Below are 24,590 nucleotides of genomic sequence, written 5' to 3'. Positions count from 1 at the left end.
CAAACCGATCAGCTAAAGACGAAATCGCTCGTCGACAGCTTGGTCACGTTCTGCAGGATCGCGATCAGTTCCTTGTCAGCATAATTGCCCTTGCCGTCGGCGTCATACCACAGCCGGCCATTGTCGGTTTCGAACAGGAACGTGCCCTGCGTGCCGGTGGCAACCGGGTCGGCTCCGTTGACCAGCAAGACCTTGTTGTTGACGACGCCAAACGTGTAAGAATCGATCAGCAGGTGGTCCGTCCCGCGCTTGAAGTCGGTGATGACATCGCCCTCGCCGCCGCGGCTGTCCCAGGAAAACTGGAACTTGTCGGCGCCCGTGCCGCCAGTCAGCCAGTCATCGCCGCCGCCACCGTTCAGCGTATCGTTGCCGCCGCGGCCCTGCAGGACATCGTCGCCGCCGCCACCGTTGAGAACGTTCGCCTTCGCATCGCCGCGCAGGTCATCGTCGGCATAGCTGCCAGTGATGATTTCGATGTTCTTCAGCGTCAACCCCTTGGCAAGACCGTCATTCTTGGCCTGGTTTTCCAGGTCGAGGAGGGCCGATGTAGTGTAGCCGGAGAATGTGAACGTGTCCGTGCCGGCGCCACCATCGAAGATGTCCTTGTTGGCGCCGCTGTCGATGCGGAAGAGATTGTCGTTGCCATCATCACCGAAGACCTGGTCGGCGCCCTCGCCATCGGTCAGGTTGTCGACACCCTTGCCGCCGCGAAGAATATCGTTGCCGGCCGCGCCGTCGATGACGTCATCGTTGACGCTACCGGCCACCGTATCCTTGCCGGAGCCGCCGAGATATTGCAGCGACTCGAAGGCCTTGAAGGTCGTTGTGGAATTCAGCACGATGGTGCCAGTCGTAAACTTCAGCGTGAAATTCTTGGTCTCGTATGAGAGTTGCACGACCAATCGGTCATTGCCCGAGCCTCCATCGGCGGTATCGCCGACACTCGCGAAGATGGTGTCGGCGCCGGCTTCGCCGTAGATCTTGTCGCGGCCGCCATTGATCAGATAGCTGTCGCCGTAGATCGTGTCATTGCCGGCGCCGCCCTTCAGCGTATCGTTGCCCTCATCGCCGGTCAGGACATCGTTGCCGGCGCCACCATTCAGCGTATCGGCACCGGCGCCGCCATTAAGGGTGTCGTCCAGCTTGCCGCCGGTGAACTTGTCGGCGCCCGAACCACCGGCGATCGAAATGCGCTCGAAGTTCTTGAGCGTGATCGGGGCATTGGTGACCTTGGCGTTTGCTGACATCGTGAAGGTCAGGTTCTTGGTGGAGAGGCCCAGATTGATGGTCGCCATGTCGATGCCGGTTCCGCCATCGGCCGTCAGGGTCGCACCGTTATAACCTCCGGTCATGCTGTCGTCGCCGGTGCCGAGCAGAACCGTGTTCTTGCTGGGCTTTGCGGCATTGTAATCCTGCAGATAGACCGAGTCGTTGCCCGAGCCGGCGTCGATTATGTTCGTGCCGCCATTGTCGTTGATCATGTCATTGCCGGCGCCGCCTTCGATCTTGTCGTCACCGGCCCCGCCATCGATGGAATCGTCACCGCCGCCGGCCTTGATCGTGTCATTGCCGTTATCGCCGTTGATCCGGTCGGCGCCTGAGGTGCCAAGCAGCGTATCATTGCCGTCGCCGCCAGAGGCACTGACGCTGAGGGCCGAACCAACCGACTTGATGACGTCGTTGCCGCTGCCAAAACTGACCCAGTAATTTTCGAAGTTCTTCAGGCTGGTCCCATCCGACAGGGTTGCCGTACTGCCCGTGATCGTCAAGGTCCGCGCCACGGTATCGGCCGAACGATTGAGGGTGACGCGGTCGATGCCCGTGCCGCCATCGCCCTTGTCCTTGCCGCCATCGGCAAAGTTGACCTCGTCATCGCCGGTGCCGCCCAAGACGGTATCCACGCCCTTGCCGGCATCGAGCGTGTCATTGCCGCCCCCGCCTGTCAGGGTGTCGTTGCCGTCGTAGCTGTAGACGATATCGTCACCGCCACCGGTGGTGATCTTGTTGGCGGCCGTGTCGGCGACGGTGATCGTATAATGTTCGATGCCGGTGAATGTCGTGCCGCCGGCCAGGGTCGTGACTGCGCTCGCCGCCTTGCTGGTGAAATTGCCCTTCAGGCCGTAGAGCTGAATGCGGTCGCTGCCGCTGGTATCCTTGATGATGTCCTTACCTTCACCGAAAAGGTATGTGTAGACGTCGTTGCCGGAACCGCCATTCAATGTATCGGCGCCCAGACCGCCAGCCAGCGTATCGTTTCCGGAACCGCCCGTCAGCGTATCGTTGCCCGCATCCCCGTTCAGGATGTCGTCGCCAGTGCCGCCATCCAGCGCGTCCTTGCCTTCTCCACCGGAGAGTGTGTCATTCAAGTCGCCGCCGTAGAGCTTGTCGTCGCCAAGCCCACCGTTCAGGGTATCGACGCCACCGTCGCCGTAGATCAGATCATTGCCGCCGTCGCCATTCAGCATGTCCTGCCCAGTGCCGCCGCGCAGCGTATCGTTGCCGTCGCCGCCGCTCAGCACGTCGGAACCGCGTCCGCCGGTCAACACGTCCTTGCCGAGCCCGCCGGTGAAGATATCGGCGTAGTCGCCTCCGGTGAGCGTGTCGTCCTTGGCCGAACCCGTAATGGAGAAGGCCTCGACATTTTTGACCTTGATATTGCCCGTCAGGGTGAGTGTCGAGATCCAGTCGGTGATCTTGATCGTCAGCTTGGTGGCGGACTTGGAATAATCGATCGTCAGCCGGTCGATGCCGGAACCGCCATCAATGACGTCACCATTGCCTTCGGTATAGGTGCCTATGCCGATGAGATCGGCGCCGCTACCGCCGTTGACCTTGTCCTTGCCGAGACCGCCGAACAGCGTGTCGATGCCGCTGTTGCCATTCAGCGTATCGTCGCCACTCTCGCCGTAGAGCGAGTCGCCCTGAAAGCCACCGTTCAAGACGTCGTTGTCGTCGCCACCATAGAGGTAGTCCAGCCCGAAACGACCGTTGAGCGTGTCGTTGCCGGCATATCCATATATGTAATCGAAATACTCGTCGGTGCCGGTGATCGTTTCGCCCTTGGAGGTACCATATTTATAAGCCATTTCAATCTCCAGTGTGCCAGGTGACCATGGCTCCGCCATGCGGCGGTGCCGGTCCAAAATCGCTAAGAATATGCGTGAAATGCAGGGGGAATCGCTCCAGGTCGGCCGAGGCGCTCGGCGAACAGGCAAATCCGCCGTGTCGGCGGGTTTGTAGCCGGAAATTGCATGATGTCCCCCATCCCGATTTCCAGAATCCCGCATGAGCAGGGAATCCGGAAAATCCCGTGGAACTTATCGGCGACACCGCGGGCAACGCCCATCCCCCGAATGGGTGAGGCAAAGCTAAAAAAGCAGAAGCCGCCAGCTACAGGAGGCCACGCCTGTCGGCCTCAAGGGCGGCCTCTGCACGCGAGGCGATCCGGAGCTTGCGGTAGATCGCCTTGATATGCGTGGCGCAGGTATTGCGCGAAACGCCGAGCTTGCCGGCGATATCCTGCGCGGTCAGCCCCTTGCCGAGCAGGCTCAGAACCTCCTCTTCGCGATGGGTGAGAGCCTCGCCATCGACAGGGGTTTCGGCATCCGGCGGCAGCAACCGTGAAAACGCCTTGAAATGCGCCATCATCCGCAAGGCCATCTGCGGCGAAAGCGGCGGCTCGCCGCGGTCGATGCGCCGCAATTGCTCCACCAGGCTCGCCATGGTGACACCCTTGAGGATATAGCCCTTGGCACCGGCAGCAAGCGCATCGAACAGGGTCCGATCATCGTCATAGATGGTGATGACGATCGGCAACGTCTGGGCAAGATTGTCGGCGATCTTGCGAATGATGTCGATACCGCTGCCATCCGGCAGGCCGATATCCATCAGCACCAGATCGAAGGCCTGCCGCACGCCGTCGCGCCCGAACAGCAGACATTCGGCCTCGATGCAGGTCCCGACCGACGTGCAGGCGACCCCTTCGAACGCCGTCCTCAGCGTCTCGCAAATCCAGGCCCGCACCTCACGGTTATCTTCGACCACGAGAACGGATTGGGTGGAGAGACGCGGCACCGTGCTCATTGCGCCGTCTCCACGACGGCAAATTCAAGCCGGACGCCATGCAGGTCGCCGGTCCGCCAGATTTGCAACGCGCCACCCAGTTGCTCGGCGCGCGCCTGCATGTTGGGCGACCCCATGCGTCGAAATTGTGCATCGCCACGCTCTTCCGCGACTGGTGCCCCTATGCTGCAAGTATTGACGACCTCATGCGACAGGACATCGTTGTGCAGGCTCGAGCGCACGCGGATGACACCCTGGAGACCATGGCTCAACGCGTTCGACAGCGCCTCGCGGTGGATAGCGTGGAAATTCCGGTGCAGGCGATAGGGCAAGGTCAGCACGCCCTCATCCGTTTCATTCAGCGGCCAGTCCAGGGTGAAGCCGTGCAACTCAGCGCGTGTGCGGCTTTCATGACGCATCTGCGCCACCAGACTGGACAGCGTCACATCACGCCCGGCAAGCCCACTGGCAATCTGGCGGATATCGGACAGCGCATCGACAATGCATTCCTGCCGCCGGGCTTCTTCGGTCGCATGCAGGCCGGAGAGGAGCGTGGATCCGACCTCGTCATGCAGGTCGCGGGCGATGCGATGTCGCTCCTCCTCCACCCCGCGCTCATAGGATGTGCGGTCAGCGATCGTGCGAACGATCAGGCTCGTCAGTTCGCCGGCAAGAGTAGCATCCTGCCGGTTGAACAGGCGGCGGCCGTGCGCGGCATAGCTCAGCGTCAAAGCCGGCAGCCCGCCGACGGACGGAACCAGCATCCGCTCGCCCTCGTCCATGATGATGGGCGCGGCGAGTTGGTCGCCGCTTGCGGTCCGTTCGATATGCATGGGGCTGAAGGTCGTATCGAGCGCCGCGATCCAGGCCGCATTCCTGGCAGTGGCATTCGGCTGGAGCGCCACCGAAACGGTGCGCCGGTACAGTTCGGCGAGATCCGGTGTACCGGACCGGAAAATCCGATCGAAGAAGAAATCGCGCAGCGGCAGATAGGCGATGCCGGCCAGCGCCACCGCGACCGCAAGCGAGGTCGTCGGGCTCATCCTCAAAAGCGTGATCATCGACGCATCGATGGCGAACAGGAGACCGATCGTCGCCGCGTAGAGCAGGATGCGATAGGCCCAGCGGCCGAGATCGAACAGCCGGAACCGCGCGATCGCCAGCGCCGTGCCGACATAGATGGCCGCCAGCGGAATGAAAGCGACGCTCTGCGTGATCAGGACATCGAAGCCGAGCACCACGGGCAGGGCGACGAACACCACGAAAGCGCCGGCACCGATGATGATGGAAAGCCCGAGCCAGAGAAGCACCGCTCGACCTGCCGGATCCCGCCGCGTCGCCCGGTATTGCGCGACCACCAGGGCAATGATCGCAACCAACATCAGCACGATGACATTCTGCGTGGCGACCAGATCATGCGGCGCCAGTTGCATCCGGTAGAGCAGCAGGAATACAAGGCTCAAGACCGGAACCGGCCAGAGCCGCCGCCGCGCCACGACCGCCACCGGGTAGAGCGCGAAGAGATAGATGGTTGCGACACCGAAGGCGAAAGTGGAAAACTGGTTGAGCGTCGATAGCGTCAGGAACAGCGGGGGATCAAGCGCCAGGTGGCGGGTGCTGTAGATCCCGGCGGAAAACGCTGCGCCCGCCACGCCGGCGCCGGCCACCGCGAAGGCGATGACAGGCGGATGCGACGGTTTCAGCGCCATGAAGAAGGCAGCGATCGTCAGCGTCAGAAATCCCGCGCCGAACTGGATCCAGAAGGATGGCGGCAAGGAGCCGATGTTTCGGGACGGCGCAATCGGCAAGGCCTCGATCCGGAGAGGCCGGGTCTCCGGCCCAGTGGCGTCGCGCAGCACCACGGAAATCTCGTCGCCCTCCAGAAGAGCGTTGATCCTACCTTGGTGATTGAAGAACGCGTTGAGCGCATCATAGCTCGGCAGCATGTCCGGCTCTTCGATAAAGTCGCTGGCATCGATCAGGATACCGTCAGCCGGCGTGGAGGCCAGATGCGCCTCCAATGCCGTCCGATCCGTCAGCCCAGTAGAATCGACGGATGGTTTCAATAACGCCAGAAGCTGCAGGCGCTGCCCGTCCCGCGTCACCACAGCCTCGCCTCCGGTGATGTCCGCCGGCTGGATGTCGATCGCCCTTTGCGTCAGCGCGCCAAAAAGCACGGCGGCGCAGACAACCACGATCAGTCCCAGAAATATCGTCAAACGAAACAAAGGTGCGCGAGGATGCACTGAAAACAGCCATGAAATCGTGTAACCGGACTTTCGACTATAACGAATATATGGCCGTGTAAAAGCACCCGGCGAACATCAAAACGAGACAATGCAATGACAGCAATCGGCTGAGCCGGATTCTATCGGACGCTGCATTGCTCGGTGTTTCACATCCTTTGAGATTATCGTTATTGCGCGCAACCCGCGATGCACTCGCAATCAAGCGACCAAGGCACGTGGATATTTCCGGACAATATTTTCACGCGATACCAACGCGGGAGGTTTTAATTTGGCACATCATTCGGAAAGAACATGTGGCCTGCCCTGAGCCTTCGCCGCAAGGGAATATCCACGACTAGGGTATCTGGAGGCGCCTTGTTATCTGGGATCCCACATTGCGTGCGCCCCGATGGCGCCCGAATGCTTGACATGGCCCTTGGTCCAACTTGCCGTGCTGCACGCTTTGAAAGAAAATCTTCTTGCGGCCAGTGGCCGCGTGCACACGGCATCTGGAGGAAACAATGTCTCGCAAATATCTGTTGGCCGGCGTCACGGTCGCGCTCCTTGCCCTTTCAGGATGCGCAACAGCCGGAAGCAACACAAGCTACGCCCAGTGGCAAGGGGCTACGCCAGAGCCGAATTTCGCCACCATTCGCTCAGGCGGCACGAGCCCGGGCTACTGAACGCGATCCAGCCGTCCGGCAGGCCCTCTGCTGCCAAGCGAAGCTAGAGCATCGTTCCCTTAATACGCCCCATTCTGTTGGCTCAAAACGGCCGATCCACAAGAAGGATGGCGCAGAGCGATGCGACATCCATCGGTCCAGCCATCCGCCGCAGTGGGCGACCGTTTTCAGCCAACCCGAAGGGCTGGATGAATTTTGGCCACGACCGGCGGTGGCCGTCTCAACCGCAGCTTTTGCTGCGCTTTTCGCCAGCCGCCTTGGTTCTGGCCAAAATTCCTTCCAGCAGAATGGGTCGTATTAAGGGAACGATGCTCTAATCTCCATCCATGCCAGCGGCCCCATCGGGCTGCTTCCCGGGAAACCACAGCATCGCCGACACCTTGAATAGAAACGCCGTGGTCCAGCCGAACAAGAGTATCCCGTTGACCCCTTCCATGGCGCTGGCAAGCCGCCACTTGCCCCCGAGCGTCACGTCGCCATAGCCGATTGTGGCGAAGGTGATCGCCGAGAAATAGATGGCCTCTTCCATATCCTTGAGTTCGCCCGTCAACCGATATGCCACGGCCCAGATCATGATCTCGATCAGATGTGCGACCACGAAACCGACCACGAAGAAATAGCTCCAGTGCAGGCGCCGGAGCGGGGACATGCTCGCTGCATTCATCAGCGGCGTCAGGCCGATACGATAGAGCAGCAGCACCGCGCCGCCGTGAACGATGATGGTGGCCAGCAGAAGGGCCGTCGCGACGACAATCACCAGCAGCACAATGGTTCTCCGCGGCGCTTCGGCATTCGTTATACATCCTCAGTCCATGCGGCGTGTTTAAAGGGCTACAGCGACCTTTGCGCGTCATATTTGACGCACGGCGCTGTAAGCCATGCCATCGGCTGCCTCGTCCATACTTGCGGCGATTGCCTTGGCCGGTCGCAAAGACATCCTCCTGCATGAAACGCAACTGCCTGGCCTGCGCTCAGGCCTTCTCGGCCAGCAGCGCTTCCCGGATCGTCGCCAGTTCCGCCTTGCGGGCGTCACTGACGGCAGGCATTTTCAAGTCGAGCTTTTCAAACACGCCCGTGACCACTTCCGAGATGGCAAGGCGTGCGAACCATTTGTTGTCGGCGGGAATGACGAACCAGGGTGCCCATTCCGTACTGGTGTTCGACAGCATGTCCTCGAAAGCCATCTGGTAATCGTCCCAGTGCTGACGCTCGGCAAAGTCGGCGGGCGAGAACTTCCAGTTCTTGTCTGGCTCGTCGATCCGGGAGAGAAAACGGCGTTTCTGCTCGGCCTTCGAAACATTCAGGAAGAACTTCACGACGATCGTGCCGTTGCGGCGCAGATATTTCTCGAAATTATTGATCTCCTTGAAACGCTTCTCCCAGACATCCTTTCCACGTGCCTTGGCCGGCAGCTTCTGCTTGACCAGCAATTCCGGATGGACGCGAACGACGGCGACCTCCTCATAATAGGACCGATTGAAAATGCCAATCATGCCGCGCCCCGGCAGGGCGAGTGATGCCCGGCGCAGATAGTCGTGGTCCAGATCCTCGGCCGAGGGCGCCTTAAAGCTGGTGACCTGGCAGCCTTGCGGATTGATGCCTGACATGACATGGCGGATCGCACCGTCCTTGCCGGCCGCATCCATGGCCTGAAAGATGAACAGGACGGAATAGATATCCTGCGCATAGAGCGTTTCCTGCATCTCGGACAGACGCTGGACGTTCTTCGCCACGTGCTCCAGCGCGCCGGCCTTGTCGTCGTAACCGCCGGTAAAGTCGGGATCGAAATCCTTCTTGAGATTGACCTTTCGGCCAGGCTCGACGGCGATATCGCGCAGCCTGAATTTGACGCTGCCTCCATCCCCGACCGCGATCTCACGCTTCTTGTCCAGGTCCACTTCGATCTTCATGTGACGCCCCTGATCTCTTGGCTTGTTTTGCTCGATCCGCCTAATTCACAGTTGTCAGCTTCAATCTTGATGCTATCATTCGTAGATAAAAAAGTCATTTCGTCAACATCTTAGTAAAATGCCACCGTCGGTTGGACTGTCATCTTTTTACGGCCGAAAGCCAGAACTGGAGGAAGTATGTCTGCGCAGAATCAACAACAGGGTGCAGAATCGAAAGACGGGCTGTTCATGTCCGCGGATGAATTGCGCGACTATGCCGACAAGATCGACACCGCACGGGCGTCCAAGGCCTTTCAGGGCATGAAATCGGCGGAAGAGGCCCGCAAGGAACTCTTGGAACGCTTCTCCAAGCCGATCGAGGTAACCGACGAAATCCGCAATCGGGTCCTGTCGCGACTGAAACAGGCGGCCACCGAAGGCCGGACGGATCTCAAAGTCATGCAATTTCCGGTCGAGCTTTGCACCGATGGTGGACGGGCGATCAACAACAGCGAATCCGATTGGCCGGAAACCCTGACCGGCGTTCCACGCCAGGCCTATGAAATCTGGCGTGACAAGCTGAAGCCCGCCGGCTACCGCCTATCGGCCATGATCGTCGAATGGCCGCACGGCATGCCCGGCGATGTCGGCCTGTTCCTGGCCTGGGGCGAAGTCCGCAAATACTAAGCGCGGCCATCGGCGCCGGCCCTCTCAAGTCGGCTCGCCACGACCCTGGTGGTGGCGAATTCCTGCCCGCGTGTTGGAAAACAGGCGTTGCGGTCCGAGCGTTTCGGCAAATCCGGATGCTCTGACATATTCAGTGACATCCGGGTTGAGCCCCGCCAGCCAAAGCACGACACCCTGCCGCGCGAGGCTGCGTTCGCCCTCGATCATCATCTGAAGTGCCGAATATTCGATATCGACGACACGGCTCAGGTCAAGCATGAGGACACGCGGCTTGGCCTCACGGGTGAGTTCGCGGATACGGTCGGCGAACTGCTGGGCATTGGCAAAGAACAGCCTTCCTTCCGGACGCAGGATCAGCAGCCCTTCGAACGTCTCGTCGTCCTGCTCGCCATCGATCGGACGAAGGAGATCCTCGTCGCGCTTGCGCCCGATGACGTGGATTCGAGGGTTGGCGGCTTGGCTGGACAGGCCAACCAACGACAGGATGATGGCAACGACGATGCCCTGGAGTGTGCCGAAGACCAGGACGCCGACGAAGGCAGCCAAGGCCCACCGGAACTCCATCTTGCGCACCTTGCGGATGGATGCGAATTCGGCGGGCTGGATCAGGCCAACGGAATAGACGATCACGATGGCCGCAAGCACAGCCTGCGGCAGAAGGCCGAGCAATGGCGCGAGCACCAGCATCGTCGCGACGGAGACGGCCGCAGCCGCCAGCGATGCCTTCTGCGAGCGTCCTCCCGTCGCACGGACTACGGCGGTTTGCGACGTTCCACCGCCGGCGGGCATCGCCCCGAACAGCGCGCCCGCTACATTGGCGGCACCGGTTGCGATCAGCTCACGGTTCGCTCGGATCGGCGGCTCCCTCAGCGCCGCGAAGGCACGTCCGGCGGCGATCGTCTCTGTAAAACTCATAAGGGCGATGCCGATTGCACCCGGAAGCAGGTGAATGACGAGATCGACGCTCGGCAATGTCAGCGAGGGGAGCGCCTGCGGAATATGGCCAACGGTGGATACGCCATGCGCGGCCAGGCCGCCCAACCAGGAAATCGCAATGCCGCCGCCGACGATGGCCAGCGGTGCGGGCGAATGCGGCCAGGCCCGCTCCAGCAGGATCAGCAGGATCAGGGCCGTTGCTCCGGTCAAGACGGTGATCGTCGAGGCTTCCGGAAGATGAGTAACCAGACTGACGATATCGCGGAAGAAACCTTCCTTGGCAAAGTGAACCCCCAGCAGCTTGGGAATCTGATCCAGCACGATCACCAGTCCGATCCCGGCCTTGAAACCGGTCAGGACCGGTGCGGAAATGAAATTCGCGACGAAACCCAGCCGCAACGCCGAGGCTGAAAACAAGAGCAGTCCGGTGAGAAGTGTCAGCGTCGCCGTCGCCGTGATCAGCTTGGCGGGATCACCGTCGGGAACCACCAAGGCAAGCTGTGCCGAAGTGAGGATAGCAAGAGTGGTCGTGGAACTGACGTTCAGCACCCGGGACGTACCCAAAAGGGCGTAAACGACCATCGGGAGGAAGGCCGTGTAGAGTCCCACACTCACCGGCAGGCCGGCCACGGTCGCATAGGCCATCGCCTTCGGCAGGATGACCGCGGAGGCCGTCAGGCCGGCGATGATGTCCGGTCGCAGCGTTGTGCCCGACGCCCCGGTGGATTGATCGAAACCGGATGCCCCCGACATGAATGATCCTCACCGAACAAGTTGAAAACGACGGCTCATCCGCAAAACAACCGTTTGCGTCGACGCGAATGCGGGAACCAACCAAGCCGATACGCGACCGTCAATCGGCAGATTTTCGAGTTTCAAGCCGAATGAAGGTTGCAAAAAGTACACATTAGGCAAAAAGAACCGCCTTTGATCCGATACCCGGAGTTGACAACACCTCGGACCTACATCCAACGCTCCATGAGCGCATCATCTGAACCCCACTTGGATATCCCCACAAAACTCATTTTTAACTTCAAAATATTCAGCAATATGTGGACGATATACGAAATACAGCAAGAACAACTTTGCGATAAAATCCGGATTAACCTAAAACCTTCGAAACAGTGCTTATGTTTCCGTGTCGAATAAAAATATCGCTCTCTTTCAACCGGATTTTACGAGCATCCCAAGGAGATTAGCAGCTTGCAACGAACGCGCAAGGGTGTATGTTCTCAATAGCTTATTCAACTATCGAGCACGACTTTCGGGTAAAATGGCGCATTAAATTGATTGCTTACATATACTTCCGGCTACATTTTCCATGATTGCCGCTTGTGTCGGCTTCGAGGGCTCTTTCATGATTGTCTGGCTTGCAAGCACGCTCCCCGCCTCTCCGGACAGGGCGGCATTTGACCTTGAGATGCCGCTGCCGGACTCCAGCATCGCGACGAGCGCAGCGGCAAACAATTTTCAGTTGCGGGCTCGCATGAGCGGATATCGGCAAACCGCCAGGGCCGGATATCGCCCCTCGTCAATGAAACGATGAGGCAGAGACCTATGGCACAAAGAGACCTCACCCAGATTACGCTGAGCGTGATGTTCGTCAGCGGCCTGATCGCGGCCAGTTTCTGGGTTCTGCAGCCATTCCTGCCGGCCATTCTCTGGGCCATGACGCTTGTCATCGCCACTTGGCCGCTGATGCTCTGGGTTCAACGCCACACCGGCCATCGACGGGGCATCGCGGTGCTGATCATGACGCTTGCGCTGCTCTTCGTTCTGATCGTGCCGTTCTGGCTCGCCGTCAGCACGATCCTTGCCAATCTCGACAGCCTCACCCAACTCGCGCAGAAGGTCCTGACCTTCAATATCCCGTCGCCGCCGGATTGGGTGGCGGGGCTTCCGCTTGTTGGCAGGCGGCTGACCGATGCCTGGACCCGCCTTGCCACATCCGGCTTCAACGATATTGCGCCGAAGCTGATGCCCTATGCCGGCGCGACGGTGCAATGGTTCGCACTCGCGGCCGGTAATCTCTCCGGCATGTTCCTGCAATTCGTCCTCACGACCGCAATCGCAGCCGTCATGTATTCCGGTGGAGAAACGGGCGCCGCGACGGCCCTGCGGTTCGGCCGCCGACTTGGGGGCGATCGCGGTGAAATGGCCGTCAGCCTCGGCGCCAAGGCCATCCGCGGCGTTGCCCTCGGTGTCATGGTAACGGCGGTAGCGCAAAGCGCCTTGGGTGGAATCGGTCTTGCCGTCGCCGGCATGCCGTTCGCGGCCTTGCTCACGGCACTGATGTTCGTTCTCTGCCTCATCCAGATCGGCCCGGGACTGGTGCTCTTCCCCGCGGTCATCTGGCTTTATTATTCCGGCGAAAATCTCTGGGGAACGGTGCTGCTGCTGTTCGCCATCCTTGCCGTGACACTCGACGGATTCTTGCGACCGGTCCTCATCCGGAGGGGCGCCGACCTGCCGCTGCTGCTCATTCTCACCGGCGTCATCGGCGGGCTGATCGCCTTCGGCGTCCTCGGCATCTTTCTCGGCCCCGTCATCCTCGCGACTGCCTATACGCTGCTCAACGCCTGGATGGACGACAGCCCCGGCCAGGCCGCCTCGGAGGTGCCGGATGACATCGATGCAACATCCCTGCAGTCACGGCAAGCCTGATGGCTCATCAGGATTCCAGCAGTTTACAAGCCCAGTTCACGAATACGCAGACAACAGGTTGGAAGGAAAGTTTGGATGGCCGATACGATACATCCGGCAGCGATTGAACACTTACCCCCATTCGTCACCGCGCCGGGGCAAACAGACTACCTTTTCATCGGGGTCATCATCTTCCTGATCGTGATCGTTCTGGTCATCGGCAACCTGTATTTTCAGTTGCACGCCGTGCCGGAACGCCTCGCCCACCGGACGAGCAAGGTGCAGATGGAAATCGTCGCCGTCCTGGCGCTGATCTCGTTGTTCACCCATAATCACCTCTTCTGGATCGCCGGCCTGCTGCTCGCCTTCGTGCATATTCCGGATTTCTCGACGCCGATCTATTCCATCGCGGATTCGCTGGCGAAGATGTCCGGGCGACCTCCGGTCGATACCGAGATCGATGCGCCCCTAGAGACAGGACACGGAGTGCCGATCGCTAAAACGGAACCAGAAGTCCGTTCCGATGCGCATGGCGGAGGTATCTGAACATGCTTGAATTGATTTTATGCTCCATGCTCACGGTCCTGCCGGATTATCTCTTCCGCAGATACGCGCAGGGAAAGCGGATCGGGGTCGAAATCACCCTTTATACCATGTGGTACGAACTGCGCTGGGGCATCACCGCCTGCCTGCTGCTGACGATCTCGCTGATCACCATGATCTTCTATTTCCACCCCTCGACCAAGAGCGTCACGGCGGTATTCCGCACGGTGACGATCCTGCCGGAAACGGTCGGTCGCGTCGACGAGGTCTTCGTCGGCATCAATCAGAAGGTCGCTGCCGGCGATCCGCTGTTCAGGCTCGACAGCGCCCAGCAGGACGCCGCGATCGAAACGGCCCGTCGCCAGATCGCGGAACTGGATGCACAGATGGAGGTCGCCAGGACCGAACTCGTCACGGCCGACGCCCAGATCCAGGAGGCGGAAAGCGCCTATCAGACGGCCGTGGACGAATACGAGATGAAGGCTCAGCTCTTGAAAACCGATGCCGTCTCAAGGCGGGAAGTCGAACGTCTCGAAACGACTATCGAAGGACGCAAAAGCGCGGTGGCCGCTACGATCGCGAACAAGAGAACACTGGAAACCAAGATCTCTGCCTTGCTGCCCGCCCAGAAAGCGAGCGCCGAAGCCGCACTCGCCCAGGCGCAGGTCGATCTGGACAAGACGATCGTGCGCGCCGGCATTGCAGGGACAGTCCAGCAATTCACGCTTCGCCCCGGCGATGTGGTCAATTCGATGCTGCGCCCGGCCGGCATTCTCGTGCCTGAACTGGCGGGACGAGGTACCCTGATTGCCGGCTTCGGGCAAATCGAGGCGCAAGTGGTGAAGCAGGGAATGATTGCCGAGGCAACCTGCATCGGCAAGCCGTTTACCATCATCCCGCTTGTCGTCACCGAGGTCCAGGATGTGATCGCCGCCGGCCAGTTGCGGCCGACCGACCAACTGATCGACGTCCAGCAGATGGGCAAACCCGGAACCCTCACCGTCTTCCTGCAACCGCTCTATCCGGGCGCGCTGGACGATGTACCGCCGGGCAGCAGTTGCATCGCCAATGCCTATACGAACAATCACGATGCCCTTGCCGATCCGAATATCGGCACGTTGAAGTGGACCTATCTGCATGTCGTCGATGCCGTCGGGCTGGTACATGCAATGATCCTGCGCATCCAGGCCATGCTGATGCCGGTACAGACGCTCGTCCTGACCGGCCACTGAGAGGGGAAATGCGACGGCTGCCCTATCGAACGGCAGTCGTCGCAGCGTGGAACGGTTGTGCAGACCATGCGCGAAGCTTCCGTTTTGTCAAAGGAAAGCACAAGGTACAGGATCGGGACAAGGCGTAAACTGCCCGGCCGCCCGGCGACAATGCACTTCTTGTCGATGTCGGTCCCGGCGATCCCGCCATCTCCGGAACAGCGAATTTCGTGAAGCCCCCAAACCGATTCCGGGGCCGCCGGGCTACTGCACATTTAAAGCGTTACAGCGACCTTTGCGCGTCATGCTTGACGCGCGGCGCAGTAGAACAAGCGAAGGCCTGCTTCGAAAGGTCACGGATGCCGGCGCAGAAAAATGTGCGTTGTTTGTTCTCGCGCAACGTTCCCGGCCAGAATTCTTCTAGTCTGTGATTGCAATCGAGTGCTCGGCTTATCACGCCGTGCAGCGAGAGCCGCTCAACATCACGTTGACGTTCCAGCCGCATGTCCGCCGCGGCTACCTTCTCACATGAATGCTTCAATGTGCGTGTCGTCTGTTTTGATTCGCAGGGTAAAGGCCTTCACATGGCTCATGAAGAAGTTGCCTTGTATCGTGTTTTCGGAACTTTTCCTCATGAAGAAACTCACCATCAAAACCGCGCTGATCGCGCTGATCAGCGCCATCATCGTCATTGTCGCAATCTCGTCCTTCGTTGCCCTTCAGAGCATCCGCTCGATCACCGCGTCCGCGGAAAAGGTCGGTAATTTCTGGATCGAACGATTGCTCTCCTCGCGTGAGGTGAAAAGTGATTTCGCCGATGTGCGCCTCGCGCTGGCGCGCTTTTCCATGGTCAACGACGACGCCGGATTCCAGGCCGAAATGCAGTTGCTGGAGGTTGCGAAGGCACAGCTAGAAGCCTCGATCGTCAAATACGAGGCTGGCCTCTTCTCGCCGATCGGACGCGCCCTCATCGCGGAAATTCGCGCGCTCTCTGCAGACTACCTCAACCACAGCACACCCTATCTCGGTTACACAAGAAACCGCGACCTGGAGGCGGCGCGAATTGCCTTCACGGCGGAGCTGAAGCCGATCGCCAGCCAGACGAACGACAAGATCTCCGAGCTCGTCGCCTTCATCATGACGCAGACGGAGAAGGAGGTCACCGCCGCCGACAAGGCCGCAAGTGATGCCTTCTTTCTATCGCTGGCCACCGCCTCCGTCGCCGTGCTGATCAGCTTTGCCGGCATCTACATCATCGTGACCCGCGTCGCCGATCCGATCCAGCGCATTACCGCCGCCATGCGCAGGCTTGCCGGCGGCGATATCGAGAGCGACATTCCATTCACTGGCCGTCATGATGAGATCGGCGCGATGGCGGGAGCCGTTCAGGTGTTCCGCGAAAATGCCATCGAGCGCGCGCGTCTGGAGCAGGACGCCGAAGCCAGCCGCATCCTGAGCGAAGAGGACCGCCTTGAACGGGAAGCCCTGAAGGCGCGGGAAGCGGCCGAGGTGAAGTTCGCCGTCGATAACCTCGCCGAGGGGCTCTCCAGGCTCGCGAATGGCGACGTCTCCCACCGTATCGACACGCCGTTCACGGCAACGCTTGACGGCGTGCGCGGCGACTTCAACAGCTCGGCGGAAAAACTGCATTCGGCCCTGACGCGGGTTGCCGAAAACGCTTGCGGCATCGGCGCCGGGGCCAACGAAATCAAGGTGGCGATCGACGACCTTGCCAAGCGCAGCGAGCAACAGGCCGCCGCCGTCGAGGAAACCGCAGCCGCGCTGGAGGAGATCACGACTGTCGTCAAGGACTCCACCAAGCGCGCCCTTGAGGCGGGCCAGCTTGTCGCCGGCGCGCGCAACCATGCCGAACAGTCGGGCAGCGTCGTGCGCCGTGCCGTGGATGCGATGGAGCAGATCGAAAAATCCTCCAGCGAGATTTCGAACATCATCGGCGTCATTGACGAGATCGCGTTCCAGACCAACCTGCTGGCGCTCAATGCAGGCGTGGAAGCGGCGCGGGCCGGCGAAGCCGGCAAGGGTTTTGCGGTCGTCGCGCAGGAAGTGCGCGAACTTGCCCAGCGCTCCGCCAATGCCGCCAAGGAGATCAAGTTGCTGATCATTGCCTCGAAGACGCAGGTGCAGCAGGGCGTACAGCTCGTCGGCGACACCGGCCGGGCACTGGAGACGATCGTGACGGAAGTGCAGGAGATCAACCGGCATGTCAGTGCCATTGTCGAGGCGGCGCAGGAGCAGTCCTCCGGACTCCAGCAGATCAACACCGCCGTCAACCAGATGGATCAGGATACGCAGAAGAATGCCGCCATGGTGGAGGAAACCACAGCCGCCACCCACAGCCTCTCGCGCGAAGTGGTTTCGCTCAACGAGCTTCTGACTTTGTTCAAGCTCTCCGATGTTCCGCAACTCGCCCCGGCCCATCGGGTGACCACACTCGCCGGCCAATCGCCGGTACGTGAACTCGGCCGCCGTTTGGCCGGCGCCTTCTCGGGCAATGCTGCCGTCAAGCAAGACGACTGGCAGGAATTTTAAGGCTCGGCAAGGACCGCACCGGTGGCTCGACACGGCGCCAGACCGCGCAGGTCGGGGCTTGGACCCCGCCTTTTTTTTGCAGGGCCGGATCGATCGTGGCGATGCCGGGCGCATGGCAGATGGCGAAATTGGCGCACTTCGCCTGCCCTGATACGGGCGGCATCGAGGCCGCAAACCGCATGATCGAGATAGCGCCAGGAAACGGGGCATAGCTGGGCGTTCGGATGAAGTGTGAGCGTCCGGTGAGCCGGTTTTGTTGAGGGGCTTAAACGGCGCTGGTTACGTCACAGACGCTTCATTTGTGACGTAATTAGCGGGTGGTGGCAGCCTGTGCCATGCCGCCCAGAATGCGCGCCGGGAGAAAAATCACCAGCGATGCGGCGCCTTCGATGACGGATGCGCCGTCGGCCAGCACGGTCTGTTTCGCAGGACCGTGATCATCCCGGAGCAAGCTGCGCATCAGCTCATTGTTGTTGACCACATCCATCAGCGTCTGCGAGCTGGCAAAAACGTTGTGCGTACCCCCGTCAGTGTCGGAGGCATCGATTACAGCGATCTCATTCTGTTGCAGCATAGCGATGTCGGAACCGCTACCGACGCGCGGGTGGCCCCCCGTCAGACGCCTGGAAAATCCGAGGGCCCGATCCCGTCTCGAAACAACGATGGTGAACGGCTTGGGGAGTGTGCGAATATCGCGCACCTGACTCTGGAATACATCCACATCGATGTCAGGGGCCGCAAGCACCACACCGCCTATTCGCTCCAGGGTCTTGCGACGGCCGGTCATCGCCAGATCGCGCAGGGCTTCCATCACGACATAAGCGCCCATCGAGTGTCCGATCAACAGCACTCTGCGCGCCTTCGTCTGTGCGGCGATTTCGATCGTCTCGGCAAGCCCCGCCCGGCCGAAGATGGCGCTGTCCCGATCGAAAACGTAGAGCGGGAGTGAGCCACCCGACGACCATGCATAGTGGAGTGAAACCGCCCTGATACTGTAGTCATGCGCGATCTGTGCGTTGCGAAAAACGCTGTCGGCGATGTTGTTGTTGTAGCCGTGGATGAAGATGACGATTTCGCGATCTTCCGGCGCACGCTGAGCCAGCGCCGCATTGAGTTGTGCGATGAATTGCGGCCTTCCGTCGATCGGCCGATATGCCTGCGCAGCAAAATGCCTGTCCGGATTTGGCAAGCGGCTACTTGTCTCGATCCTCCCCGATATATGGTTTCTGGGAATCCCGATGTCGAACTTCGCAAAATTCAACGCCATCGATCTTCCCGAGGAATAGGGTAGTGAAGGATTATCGGCACGATTGCGCGTGGTCGCGACATAGATGCTTTCGATCGACTTTGGCGCGGCACCCGAGGCCAAAGGGGGGCCAATCACTGCGCGCGGTCCGCCGCACCCGGTGAGCGATATCAGCACGATCAGAAGGGGGTACAGTCGCATGGCGAAATCGTCTCGGCTTGAGTTAGCAGACAAGCTTCAAAATTTATGAACTGTAATGTGTCGGGCAGGCAACCGGCTCCAAGTGTTATTTTCTACATTTCCCAACTGCCGGAAAGTAAATGTGTTTTTACGGCCACGGCGATGCACGGGTTTTCGGTCCGAAGACCCGCGATGCTTGCGGTTATGAGCTGCGAAATCTGGACGCAGGGCATGGGCGGGGGATTCCGTGCTGATCACAGCGCGGCTTGAACCACACTATAGTGCCAGAAGGGATACTGCGGTTCCCGGTTCCGGAGCAACGGGAAAAGACTGCAAAACGTCGAGGAGAGCACCATGTTTTCAGCTTCTGCACAAAACCCAAATCATTCGCGGTGATCAGGACGTCGCCAGGATTGAAGCGAACTCATTTTTCATCGTCCGAACCTTTGCAACCGGTCCTTAGTTATCGGTGTCAGATCGGCCAATGTTCTAGTCGAGTGCGATCCTGGGTGACGAATTTTATCGATTCCAATGACTTGCATTAACAATCGATGCGCGGCACCGGGCCGTCGCGCTATTGCACCTGGGGGTTCGTCATGAAAAAGCGCCTTGCGACTTCGGGAAATAACGCGTTCCTTGGCTTGGCGACAACGGTTATCGTGGCCGTGTTTCTGGCTGGGTGCCAAGGGGAGGACGAGGTCGAAGACCTTCCGCCCAGGCCAGTTAGAACCGTTGCCGTTTCATTCAATCCGGAAGATACGTTCGGTTCGCTCGTGGGCGAAATTCGACCGCGCACGGAGACGAGCTTCAGCTTCCGCCAAGGCGGCGAGGTCCGAGAGCGTGATGTCGATGTTGGCGACCTTGTGGAAGTCGGAACCGTTCTGGCCCGACTTGACGCCGAGGATGCCCAGGACGCCTTGCGCAAGGCCGAGGCCAACGTGTTTTCGGCTCAGGCACAGTTGCTGAATGCCGAAACCGAGCGGGCACGCCATGAGCAACTCTACCCGCGCACCTCCACGCGCCAGGCCCTCGACAATGCCATTGCGCAAGCCAGCGTGGCGCAGGCCGGCGTCGATGCCGCGCAGGCCGGCTTGCGGATCGCCCAGACGAACCTCGACAATCGCGTGCTCAAGGCAAACGCCAACGGCGTCGTCACGGCGGTCGGTGGAGAAGTCGGGCAAGTCGTTGGTGGCGGCCAGATGGTCGTTCGCGTCGCCCAACTTGAAGAGCGTGACGCCGTCTTCGAGGTGCCGGAAACCACGATCCAGTCGAGCGGCAGCGACGTGCGCGTCGATGTGCAACTTCTGAGCAACGCCAATAGCAAGGCGACGGGAACGGTTCGCGAGATCGCGCCGACCGCGAACCCCATTACTCGAAACTTCACGGTCCGTATCGGGCTCGATTCGGCGCCGGATGATTTCCGGTTCGGCAGCGCTGTCCGCGGCACGATCCGTCTCGCGGGTGGGTCGGTCGCACGGTTGCCGATTGCCGCGTTGTTCAGTCAGGATAACCAGACTGCCGTCTGGCTCGTTGACGCCGCCACCGGCACGACGAAGCTGGTGCCGGTGGAGGTTCAACGCTTCGACGCGCAGGACTTTCTCGTCACCAAGGGGCTGACAAGCGGAGATCAGGTCGTCGTCGCCGGCGTTCAGCAGTTGCGCCCGGGCATGACGGTGCGGCTCCTGGAAGGAACTGTTCAATGAACGAGGGTTTCAATCTCTCGGAATGGGCGATCCGGCGGCAAAGCCTCATCATCTTCCTCGTCCTTCTCAGCGCGATCGCCGGCGTCATTTCGTACATCAATCTCGGCCGCGACGAAGATCCGGAATTCACCTTCAAGACGATGATCGTTTCTGCCGCCTGGCCGGGCGGCACGATCGAGCAAACCACCGATCAGATAACCGACCGGCTTGAGCGGACGCTGGAGGAAGTTCCCCATCTCGACAATCTGCGCAGCCTGACGACCGCCGGCCAGTCCGTCATCTACGTGACGCTCGACGATTCGACGCCGCCCGATCACGTCGGGGAATCCTGGTACCAGGCACGCAAGAAGGTCGGCGATATTCAGGCGACGCTGCCGGCGGGCGTGCGGGGACCATTCTTCAACGATGATTTCGGCGACACGTTCGGCATTATCTATGGCTTCACGTCGGAGGGCTTCAGTGACCGTGAGGTCCGTGACTGGGCGTACGAGGCGCGCACTCGTCTGCTGAAGATCGACAATATCGGCAAGGTTCAACTGATCGGCACCCAGGACGAGACGATCTACATGGAGTTCTCGACGGAGCGGCTCGCAAGTCTCGGGCTCAGTGCTTCGACTGTGATCAGCACCATCCAGGCGCAGAATGCCGTTCTGCCGTCCGGTCTGATGACCTCCGCGCAGGATCGAACGATCTTGCAGGTGTCCGGCAGTCTCGCGGATGAGAACGATATTCGTAAACTGAATATTCCCACATCCTCCGGCTTCGTTCGGCTCGGGGATATCGCGAGCGTCGTCCGCGGCACGGTCGATCCGGCCCAACCGCGGTTCCGCATCAAGGGTAAACCCGCCATAGGAATCGCCATCTCCATGGCATCGGGCGGCGATATCCTGCAGCTTGGCGAGAACATCGCCGCGACTATGCGGACGTTCGAGAACGACCTGCCGATAGGAATCAACCTGACGCAGGTGGCGAGCCAACCGGCCGTCGTCACGACGGCAATCCGCAGCTTCACGACATCGCTGCTTCAGGCTGTCGTGATTGTTCTCGGCGTCAGCTTTCTAGCGCTGGGCGTGCGCGCCGGTCTTGCCGTTGCCGTGTCCATTCCGCTCGTCCTCGCGTTGACATTCCTGTTCATGGACATCACCGGCATCGCACTGCAGCGCGTCTCTCTCGGCGCTCTGATCATAGCGCTGACGCTGATGATCGATGACACGATGGTTACCGTAGAGACGATGATGGCCAAACTCGAGCAGGGCTATGACCGTGTCAAGGCGGCGTCCCATGCCTACACCTCGACGGCATTCCCCATGCTGGCCGGCACTCTGGTAACGATCGCGGGCTTCATTCCCGTCGGTTTCGCGAGCATTTCCTCCGGCGAATATGCGCGCTCGTTGTTTCTTGTGATCGGCTTTGCGCTGATTGTTTCCTGGCTGGTCGCCGTGTTGCTGACCCCTGTGGTTGGCCTTGCGGTGCTGAAATCCGCTCCGGCAGCGGGCAAGAAAGATGACGGCGCCGTGCTCCGAGGCTTCAAGAACGTTCTCCACACATGCATGCGTCTGCGCCTCGCCGTCATTCTCGGTACCGTCGCGCTGTTCGTTGTCGCGCTTCTCGCGTCGTCGGCGATGAACCGGCAGTTCTTTCCGGCGTCAGATCGTCCCGAACTGATAGTACAGTTGACCCTGCCGCAGAGCGCGTCGCAGGAGGCAACCGGGGCCTCTGTCGCGAAGGCCGAGGAGATCCTCGCTGCCGATGAGGACGTGGCCGACTGGAGCTTCTATATCGGCTCGGACCCTGTCCGCTTCTACCTCTCGATGGACCTTCAGGCGCCTGCGCCCTGGCGCGCCCAGGCGGTCGTGATCGCCAAAAGCGTCCAGGCGCGCGATGCGCTGCAAGCGCGTCTGCAGGAAGAACTCGACGAGAAACTGCCAGACATCATCGTGCGCGTATCCCCGTTGGAAATGGGACCACCGGTGGGCTGGCCGGTTCAATACCGGATCAGCGGCACAGACATTTCGGGCGTGCGCAACCTCGCCTGGCAGGTCGCCGATACCATTGCCAAGATACCGGGAGTGGTTCAGCCGAACCTCGACTGGAACGAGCCGGTCCGCAAGATTGTGATCAATGTCGACCAGGACCGTGCACGACTTGTCGGGTTGAATTCCTCGGTGATCGCCCAGACACTTTTTGCGACCGCCTCCGGCGTGCCGATCACCCAGGTCCGGGACTCTATCTATCTCGTCAACCTAATTGCGCGGGCAACGGCAGAGGAGCGCATTGACGTCAACACACTCCGCCAGCTGCAGATTCCCGTGGGTGCAAACCATACGATACCGCTCTCCAGCATCGCCACGATCGACTATCAGACGACCCAGCCCATCATCTGGCGTCGCGATGGCTCCACCACCATCACCGTACAGGCCGATGTGGCCGACGGTGTCATGGCGGCCGGTGTCGTCGAAGAAGCGAATGAGAAGATCGATGAACTGCGCCGGGCAAACCCGAATTACAATATCTCTGTCGGCGGCGCTGTTGAAAGCGCCGAAGATGGCCTTGGCTCCGTCGTCGAAATGCTGCCGGTGATGGGGATCATCATCTTGATCGTGCTGATGTTCCAGCTTCAGAGCGTGCAGCGTCTGCTGATCGTCATCAGTGTCGTGCCGTTGGGGCTGATCGGCGTCGTGCTGATCATGTTGATTACCAATACCCCGGTGGGCTTCATTGCTGTGCTCGGCATGATCGCACTTATCGGCATGATTACCCGAAACTCCGTCGTACTGATCGATCAGATCGACATGCGTATGGAAGAGGATCGGTCATGGGAGGGGGTCATAGATGTTACAGCTCAACGGCTGCGGCCTGTCTTCCTGACTGCCGGATCGACAATTCTTGGCATGTTGCCGATTATCCGCGATCCCTTCTGGTCGCCGCTTGCCTTCACTGTGATCGGCGGACTGGTGGTGGCTGCGGCACTGACGCTGATTTTCCTGCCGGCGCTTTATGTTCTCTGGTTCCGAATCCCCGCTGACGCTGAATCCGTCAAGGAGGAACTGCCGCATCCCGGGGCAACCGGCGAAATAGCAGCAAGTTCCTAATTCTAAGCCGCAAAGGGGACCCATGGGGCGTTACATGGGGCACCCGGTTGAGATTCTTGCTTAGCCAGCGTGGCGCGCCTGTGCTGGCTGAACTGAAAAAATACCATAAAAGAGACGCGATACACAGTCGCGGGATTCCACGCTAATTCTTTCGCAGCATTCAGCGATATGATCTGAGGCCTGCGCAAATGCGCATCGTCAGAGTTTGTTCATTGGAGCAGCCATGTCTGATTTGATTGCAATCGTTTATCCCACGGAAACGAAGGCCGAGGAGGTCCGGCAGCGCCTGTTCGAACTGCAAAAGGAATATCTGATTCAACTCGGTGACGCCGTCATTGCAGTCAAGGCTGACAACGGAAAAGTGAAATTGAACCAATTGGTCAACGCCACTGCTGCCGGCGCAACGTCGGGTAGCTTCTGGGGATTGCTCGTTGGCATGCTATTCCTCAATCCGCTCGTGGGCGTTGCTGTCGGCGCTGCATCCGGCGCTATCGGCGGTGCGCTGACAGACGTTGGCATCAACGACGCTTTCATGAAGGATCTTGCGAGCAACCTCCAGCCGGGCAATGCAGCTTTGTTCGTTCTGATCCGGGAAATGACCGCCGACAAGGTACTTAAGGAAATATCGAGCTTTGGCGGCGTTGTCCTCAAGACGTCCCTCGACGAAACCAAGGAACAGGTTTTGCGGGACGCATTGCAAAAGATCGCGTAGCCCAATCGCTTCCGGCTATTCAGCACAAGCATCCCGCCCGGAAACGGCGTCGGTCGGAGGTGCAGCTAAACTGGCTGCAGGAGAGTAACAAAACTATTGGGGATGTCGACGGGCACATGCTCGCTGACGGAGGCATCGGTACGCGCCAAATTCCTCTGAGTTCTGGCGCCCAGCTACGCCGTTCCGATGCTGCTGAACGCCCTCCGGATCGATGACGACGAGTGC

General features: G+C 60.0%; 16 protein-coding genes. 9 read left to right on the top strand and 7 right to left on the bottom strand.

Going from position 1 to position 24,590, the window contains the following annotated elements:
• Window positions 1-8: 8 nt before the first annotated feature.
• The 3 genes from ACST81_RS04445 to ACST81_RS04435 all read right to left on the bottom strand — a co-directional run bounded on the left by ACST81_RS04445 (window position 9) and on the right by ACST81_RS04435 (window position 6,257).
• A complete protein-coding gene (locus ACST81_RS04445) occupies window positions 9-3,086 on the bottom strand; it encodes a calcium-binding protein (RefSeq protein WP_438751633.1) in 3,078 nt (1,025 codons plus the stop codon).
• Between the two features lie 304 nt (window positions 3,087-3,390).
• Window positions 3,391-4,083: a response regulator gene (locus tag ACST81_RS04440; protein WP_438751632.1), complete on the bottom strand. Its 693-nt coding sequence runs from the start codon at window positions 4,081-4,083 to the stop codon at window positions 3,391-3,393.
• Window positions 4,080-6,257 (bottom strand): hypothetical protein, encoded by a 2,178-nt coding sequence (locus ACST81_RS04435; protein WP_438751631.1) that lies wholly within the window; start codon window positions 6,255-6,257, stop codon window positions 4,080-4,082. Before ACST81_RS04435 ends, ACST81_RS04440 begins: the two co-directional genes overlap by 4 nt.
• 554 nt (window positions 6,258-6,811) lie before the next feature.
• Here ACST81_RS04435 and ACST81_RS04430 point away from each other — a divergent pair.
• On the top strand, window positions 6,812-6,973 hold the full coding sequence (locus ACST81_RS04430) for a hypothetical protein (protein WP_438751630.1): 162 nt from the start codon (window positions 6,812-6,814) through the stop codon (window positions 6,971-6,973).
• Window positions 6,974-7,286: 313 nt separating this feature from the next.
• Here ACST81_RS04430 and ACST81_RS04425 read toward each other — a convergent pair whose 3' ends face one another.
• On the bottom strand, window positions 7,287-7,739 hold the full coding sequence (locus ACST81_RS04425; RefSeq protein WP_438751629.1) for a potassium channel family protein: 453 nt from the start codon (window positions 7,737-7,739) through the stop codon (window positions 7,287-7,289).
• Window positions 7,740-7,944: 205 nt separating this feature from the next.
• Window positions 7,945-8,883 (bottom strand): polyphosphate kinase 2 family protein, encoded by a 939-nt coding sequence (locus ACST81_RS04420; protein ID WP_438751628.1) that lies wholly within the window; start codon window positions 8,881-8,883, stop codon window positions 7,945-7,947.
• 177 nt (window positions 8,884-9,060) lie between these two features.
• Here ACST81_RS04420 and ACST81_RS04415 point away from each other — a divergent pair, with 177 nt between their 5' ends.
• On the top strand, window positions 9,061-9,549 hold the full coding sequence (locus ACST81_RS04415; protein WP_438751627.1) for a hypothetical protein: 489 nt from the start codon (window positions 9,061-9,063) through the stop codon (window positions 9,547-9,549).
• Between the two features lie 24 nt (window positions 9,550-9,573).
• Here the strand turns inward: ACST81_RS04415 and ACST81_RS04410 are convergent, their stop codons facing one another.
• On the bottom strand, window positions 9,574-11,238 hold the full coding sequence (locus tag ACST81_RS04410; protein WP_438751626.1) for a SulP family inorganic anion transporter: 1,665 nt from the start codon (window positions 11,236-11,238) through the stop codon (window positions 9,574-9,576).
• Between the two features lie 804 nt (window positions 11,239-12,042).
• On the opposite strand from ACST81_RS04410, the gene ydiK reads away from it, so the two are divergent.
• From ydiK to ACST81_RS04390, 4 genes are all read left to right on the top strand, one after another.
• The gene (gene ydiK / locus ACST81_RS04405) at window positions 12,043-13,149 is read left to right on the top strand and encodes an AI-2E family transporter YdiK (RefSeq protein WP_438751624.1); all 1,107 of its coding nucleotides are present in this window, start codon (window positions 12,043-12,045) and stop codon (window positions 13,147-13,149) included.
• 75 nt (window positions 13,150-13,224) lie between these two features.
• Window positions 13,225-13,674 carry a hypothetical protein gene (locus tag ACST81_RS04400; RefSeq protein WP_438751623.1) on the top strand — a complete coding sequence of 150 codons (450 nt, stop codon included), beginning with the start codon at window positions 13,225-13,227 and terminating at the stop codon, window positions 13,672-13,674.
• A gap of 2 nt (window positions 13,675-13,676) precedes the next feature.
• On the top strand, window positions 13,677-14,903 hold the full coding sequence (locus ACST81_RS04395; protein WP_438751622.1) for an HlyD family secretion protein: 1,227 nt from the start codon (window positions 13,677-13,679) through the stop codon (window positions 14,901-14,903).
• A 612-nt stretch (window positions 14,904-15,515) separates the two neighbouring features.
• Window positions 15,516-17,432 (top strand): methyl-accepting chemotaxis protein, encoded by a 1,917-nt coding sequence (locus ACST81_RS04390; protein ID WP_438751621.1) that lies wholly within the window; start codon window positions 15,516-15,518, stop codon window positions 17,430-17,432.
• A gap of 310 nt (window positions 17,433-17,742) precedes the next feature.
• Here the strand turns inward: ACST81_RS04390 and ACST81_RS04385 are convergent, their stop codons facing one another.
• Window positions 17,743-18,879, bottom strand: a complete 1,137-nt coding sequence (locus tag ACST81_RS04385) for an alpha/beta hydrolase (protein ID WP_438751620.1) — start codon at window positions 18,877-18,879, stop codon at window positions 17,743-17,745.
• A 575-nt stretch (window positions 18,880-19,454) separates the two neighbouring features.
• Here ACST81_RS04385 and ACST81_RS04380 point away from each other — a divergent pair.
• From ACST81_RS04380 to ACST81_RS04370, 3 genes are all read left to right on the top strand, one after another.
• Entirely contained in the window at window positions 19,455-20,561 is a 1,107-nt protein-coding gene (locus ACST81_RS04380) for an efflux RND transporter periplasmic adaptor subunit (protein WP_438751619.1), read from the top strand.
• Window positions 20,558-23,653, top strand: a complete 3,096-nt coding sequence (locus tag ACST81_RS04375) for an efflux RND transporter permease subunit (protein WP_438751618.1) — start codon at window positions 20,558-20,560, stop codon at window positions 23,651-23,653. The genes ACST81_RS04380 and ACST81_RS04375 overlap by 4 nt, the downstream gene beginning before the upstream one ends.
• Before the next feature lie 223 nt (window positions 23,654-23,876).
• Window positions 23,877-24,365, top strand: coding sequence for a DUF1269 domain-containing protein (locus ACST81_RS04370; protein ID WP_438751616.1), 489 nt, complete (start codon window positions 23,877-23,879; stop codon window positions 24,363-24,365).
• The last annotated feature ends 225 nt before the right edge of the window (window positions 24,366-24,590 follow it).

The organism is Pararhizobium sp. O133 (genome assembly GCF_051669845.1).
Classification (GTDB): domain Bacteria; phylum Pseudomonadota; class Alphaproteobacteria; order Rhizobiales; family Rhizobiaceae; genus Pararhizobium.
The sequence above is the reverse complement of the archived record's forward strand: the minus strand, read 5'-3'. Positions and strand labels throughout refer to the sequence as shown.

What these genes read in the sequence shown, in the direction of transcription:
- ACST81_RS04445 (WP_438751633.1), bottom strand. Translation starts at nt 3,086, where the DNA reads ATGGCTTATAAATATGGTACCTCCAAGGGCGAAACGATCACCGGCACC.
- ACST81_RS04440 (WP_438751632.1), bottom strand. Translation starts at nt 4,083, where the DNA reads ATGAGCACGGTGCCGCGTCTCTCCACCCAATCCGTTCTCGTGGTCGAA.
- ACST81_RS04430 (WP_438751630.1), top strand. Translation starts at nt 6,812, where the DNA reads ATGTCTCGCAAATATCTGTTGGCCGGCGTCACGGTCGCGCTCCTTGCC.
- ACST81_RS04420 (WP_438751628.1), bottom strand. Translation starts at nt 8,883, where the DNA reads ATGAAGATCGAAGTGGACCTGGACAAGAAGCGTGAGATCGCGGTCGGG.
- ACST81_RS04415 (WP_438751627.1), top strand. Translation starts at nt 9,061, where the DNA reads ATGTCTGCGCAGAATCAACAACAGGGTGCAGAATCGAAAGACGGGCTG.
- ACST81_RS04410 (WP_438751626.1), bottom strand. Translation starts at nt 11,238, where the DNA reads ATGTCGGGGGCATCCGGTTTCGATCAATCCACCGGGGCGTCGGGCACA.
- ydiK (WP_438751624.1), top strand. Translation starts at nt 12,043, where the DNA reads ATGGCACAAAGAGACCTCACCCAGATTACGCTGAGCGTGATGTTCGTC.
- ACST81_RS04400 (WP_438751623.1), top strand. Translation starts at nt 13,225, where the DNA reads ATGGCCGATACGATACATCCGGCAGCGATTGAACACTTACCCCCATTC.
- ACST81_RS04395 (WP_438751622.1), top strand. Translation starts at nt 13,677, where the DNA reads ATGCTTGAATTGATTTTATGCTCCATGCTCACGGTCCTGCCGGATTAT.
- ACST81_RS04390 (WP_438751621.1), top strand. Translation starts at nt 15,516, where the DNA reads ATGAAGAAACTCACCATCAAAACCGCGCTGATCGCGCTGATCAGCGCC.
- ACST81_RS04385 (WP_438751620.1), bottom strand. Translation starts at nt 18,879, where the DNA reads ATGCGACTGTACCCCCTTCTGATCGTGCTGATATCGCTCACCGGGTGC.
- ACST81_RS04380 (WP_438751619.1), top strand. Translation starts at nt 19,455, where the DNA reads ATGAAAAAGCGCCTTGCGACTTCGGGAAATAACGCGTTCCTTGGCTTG.
- ACST81_RS04375 (WP_438751618.1), top strand. Translation starts at nt 20,558, where the DNA reads ATGAACGAGGGTTTCAATCTCTCGGAATGGGCGATCCGGCGGCAAAGC.
- ACST81_RS04370 (WP_438751616.1), top strand. Translation starts at nt 23,877, where the DNA reads ATGTCTGATTTGATTGCAATCGTTTATCCCACGGAAACGAAGGCCGAG.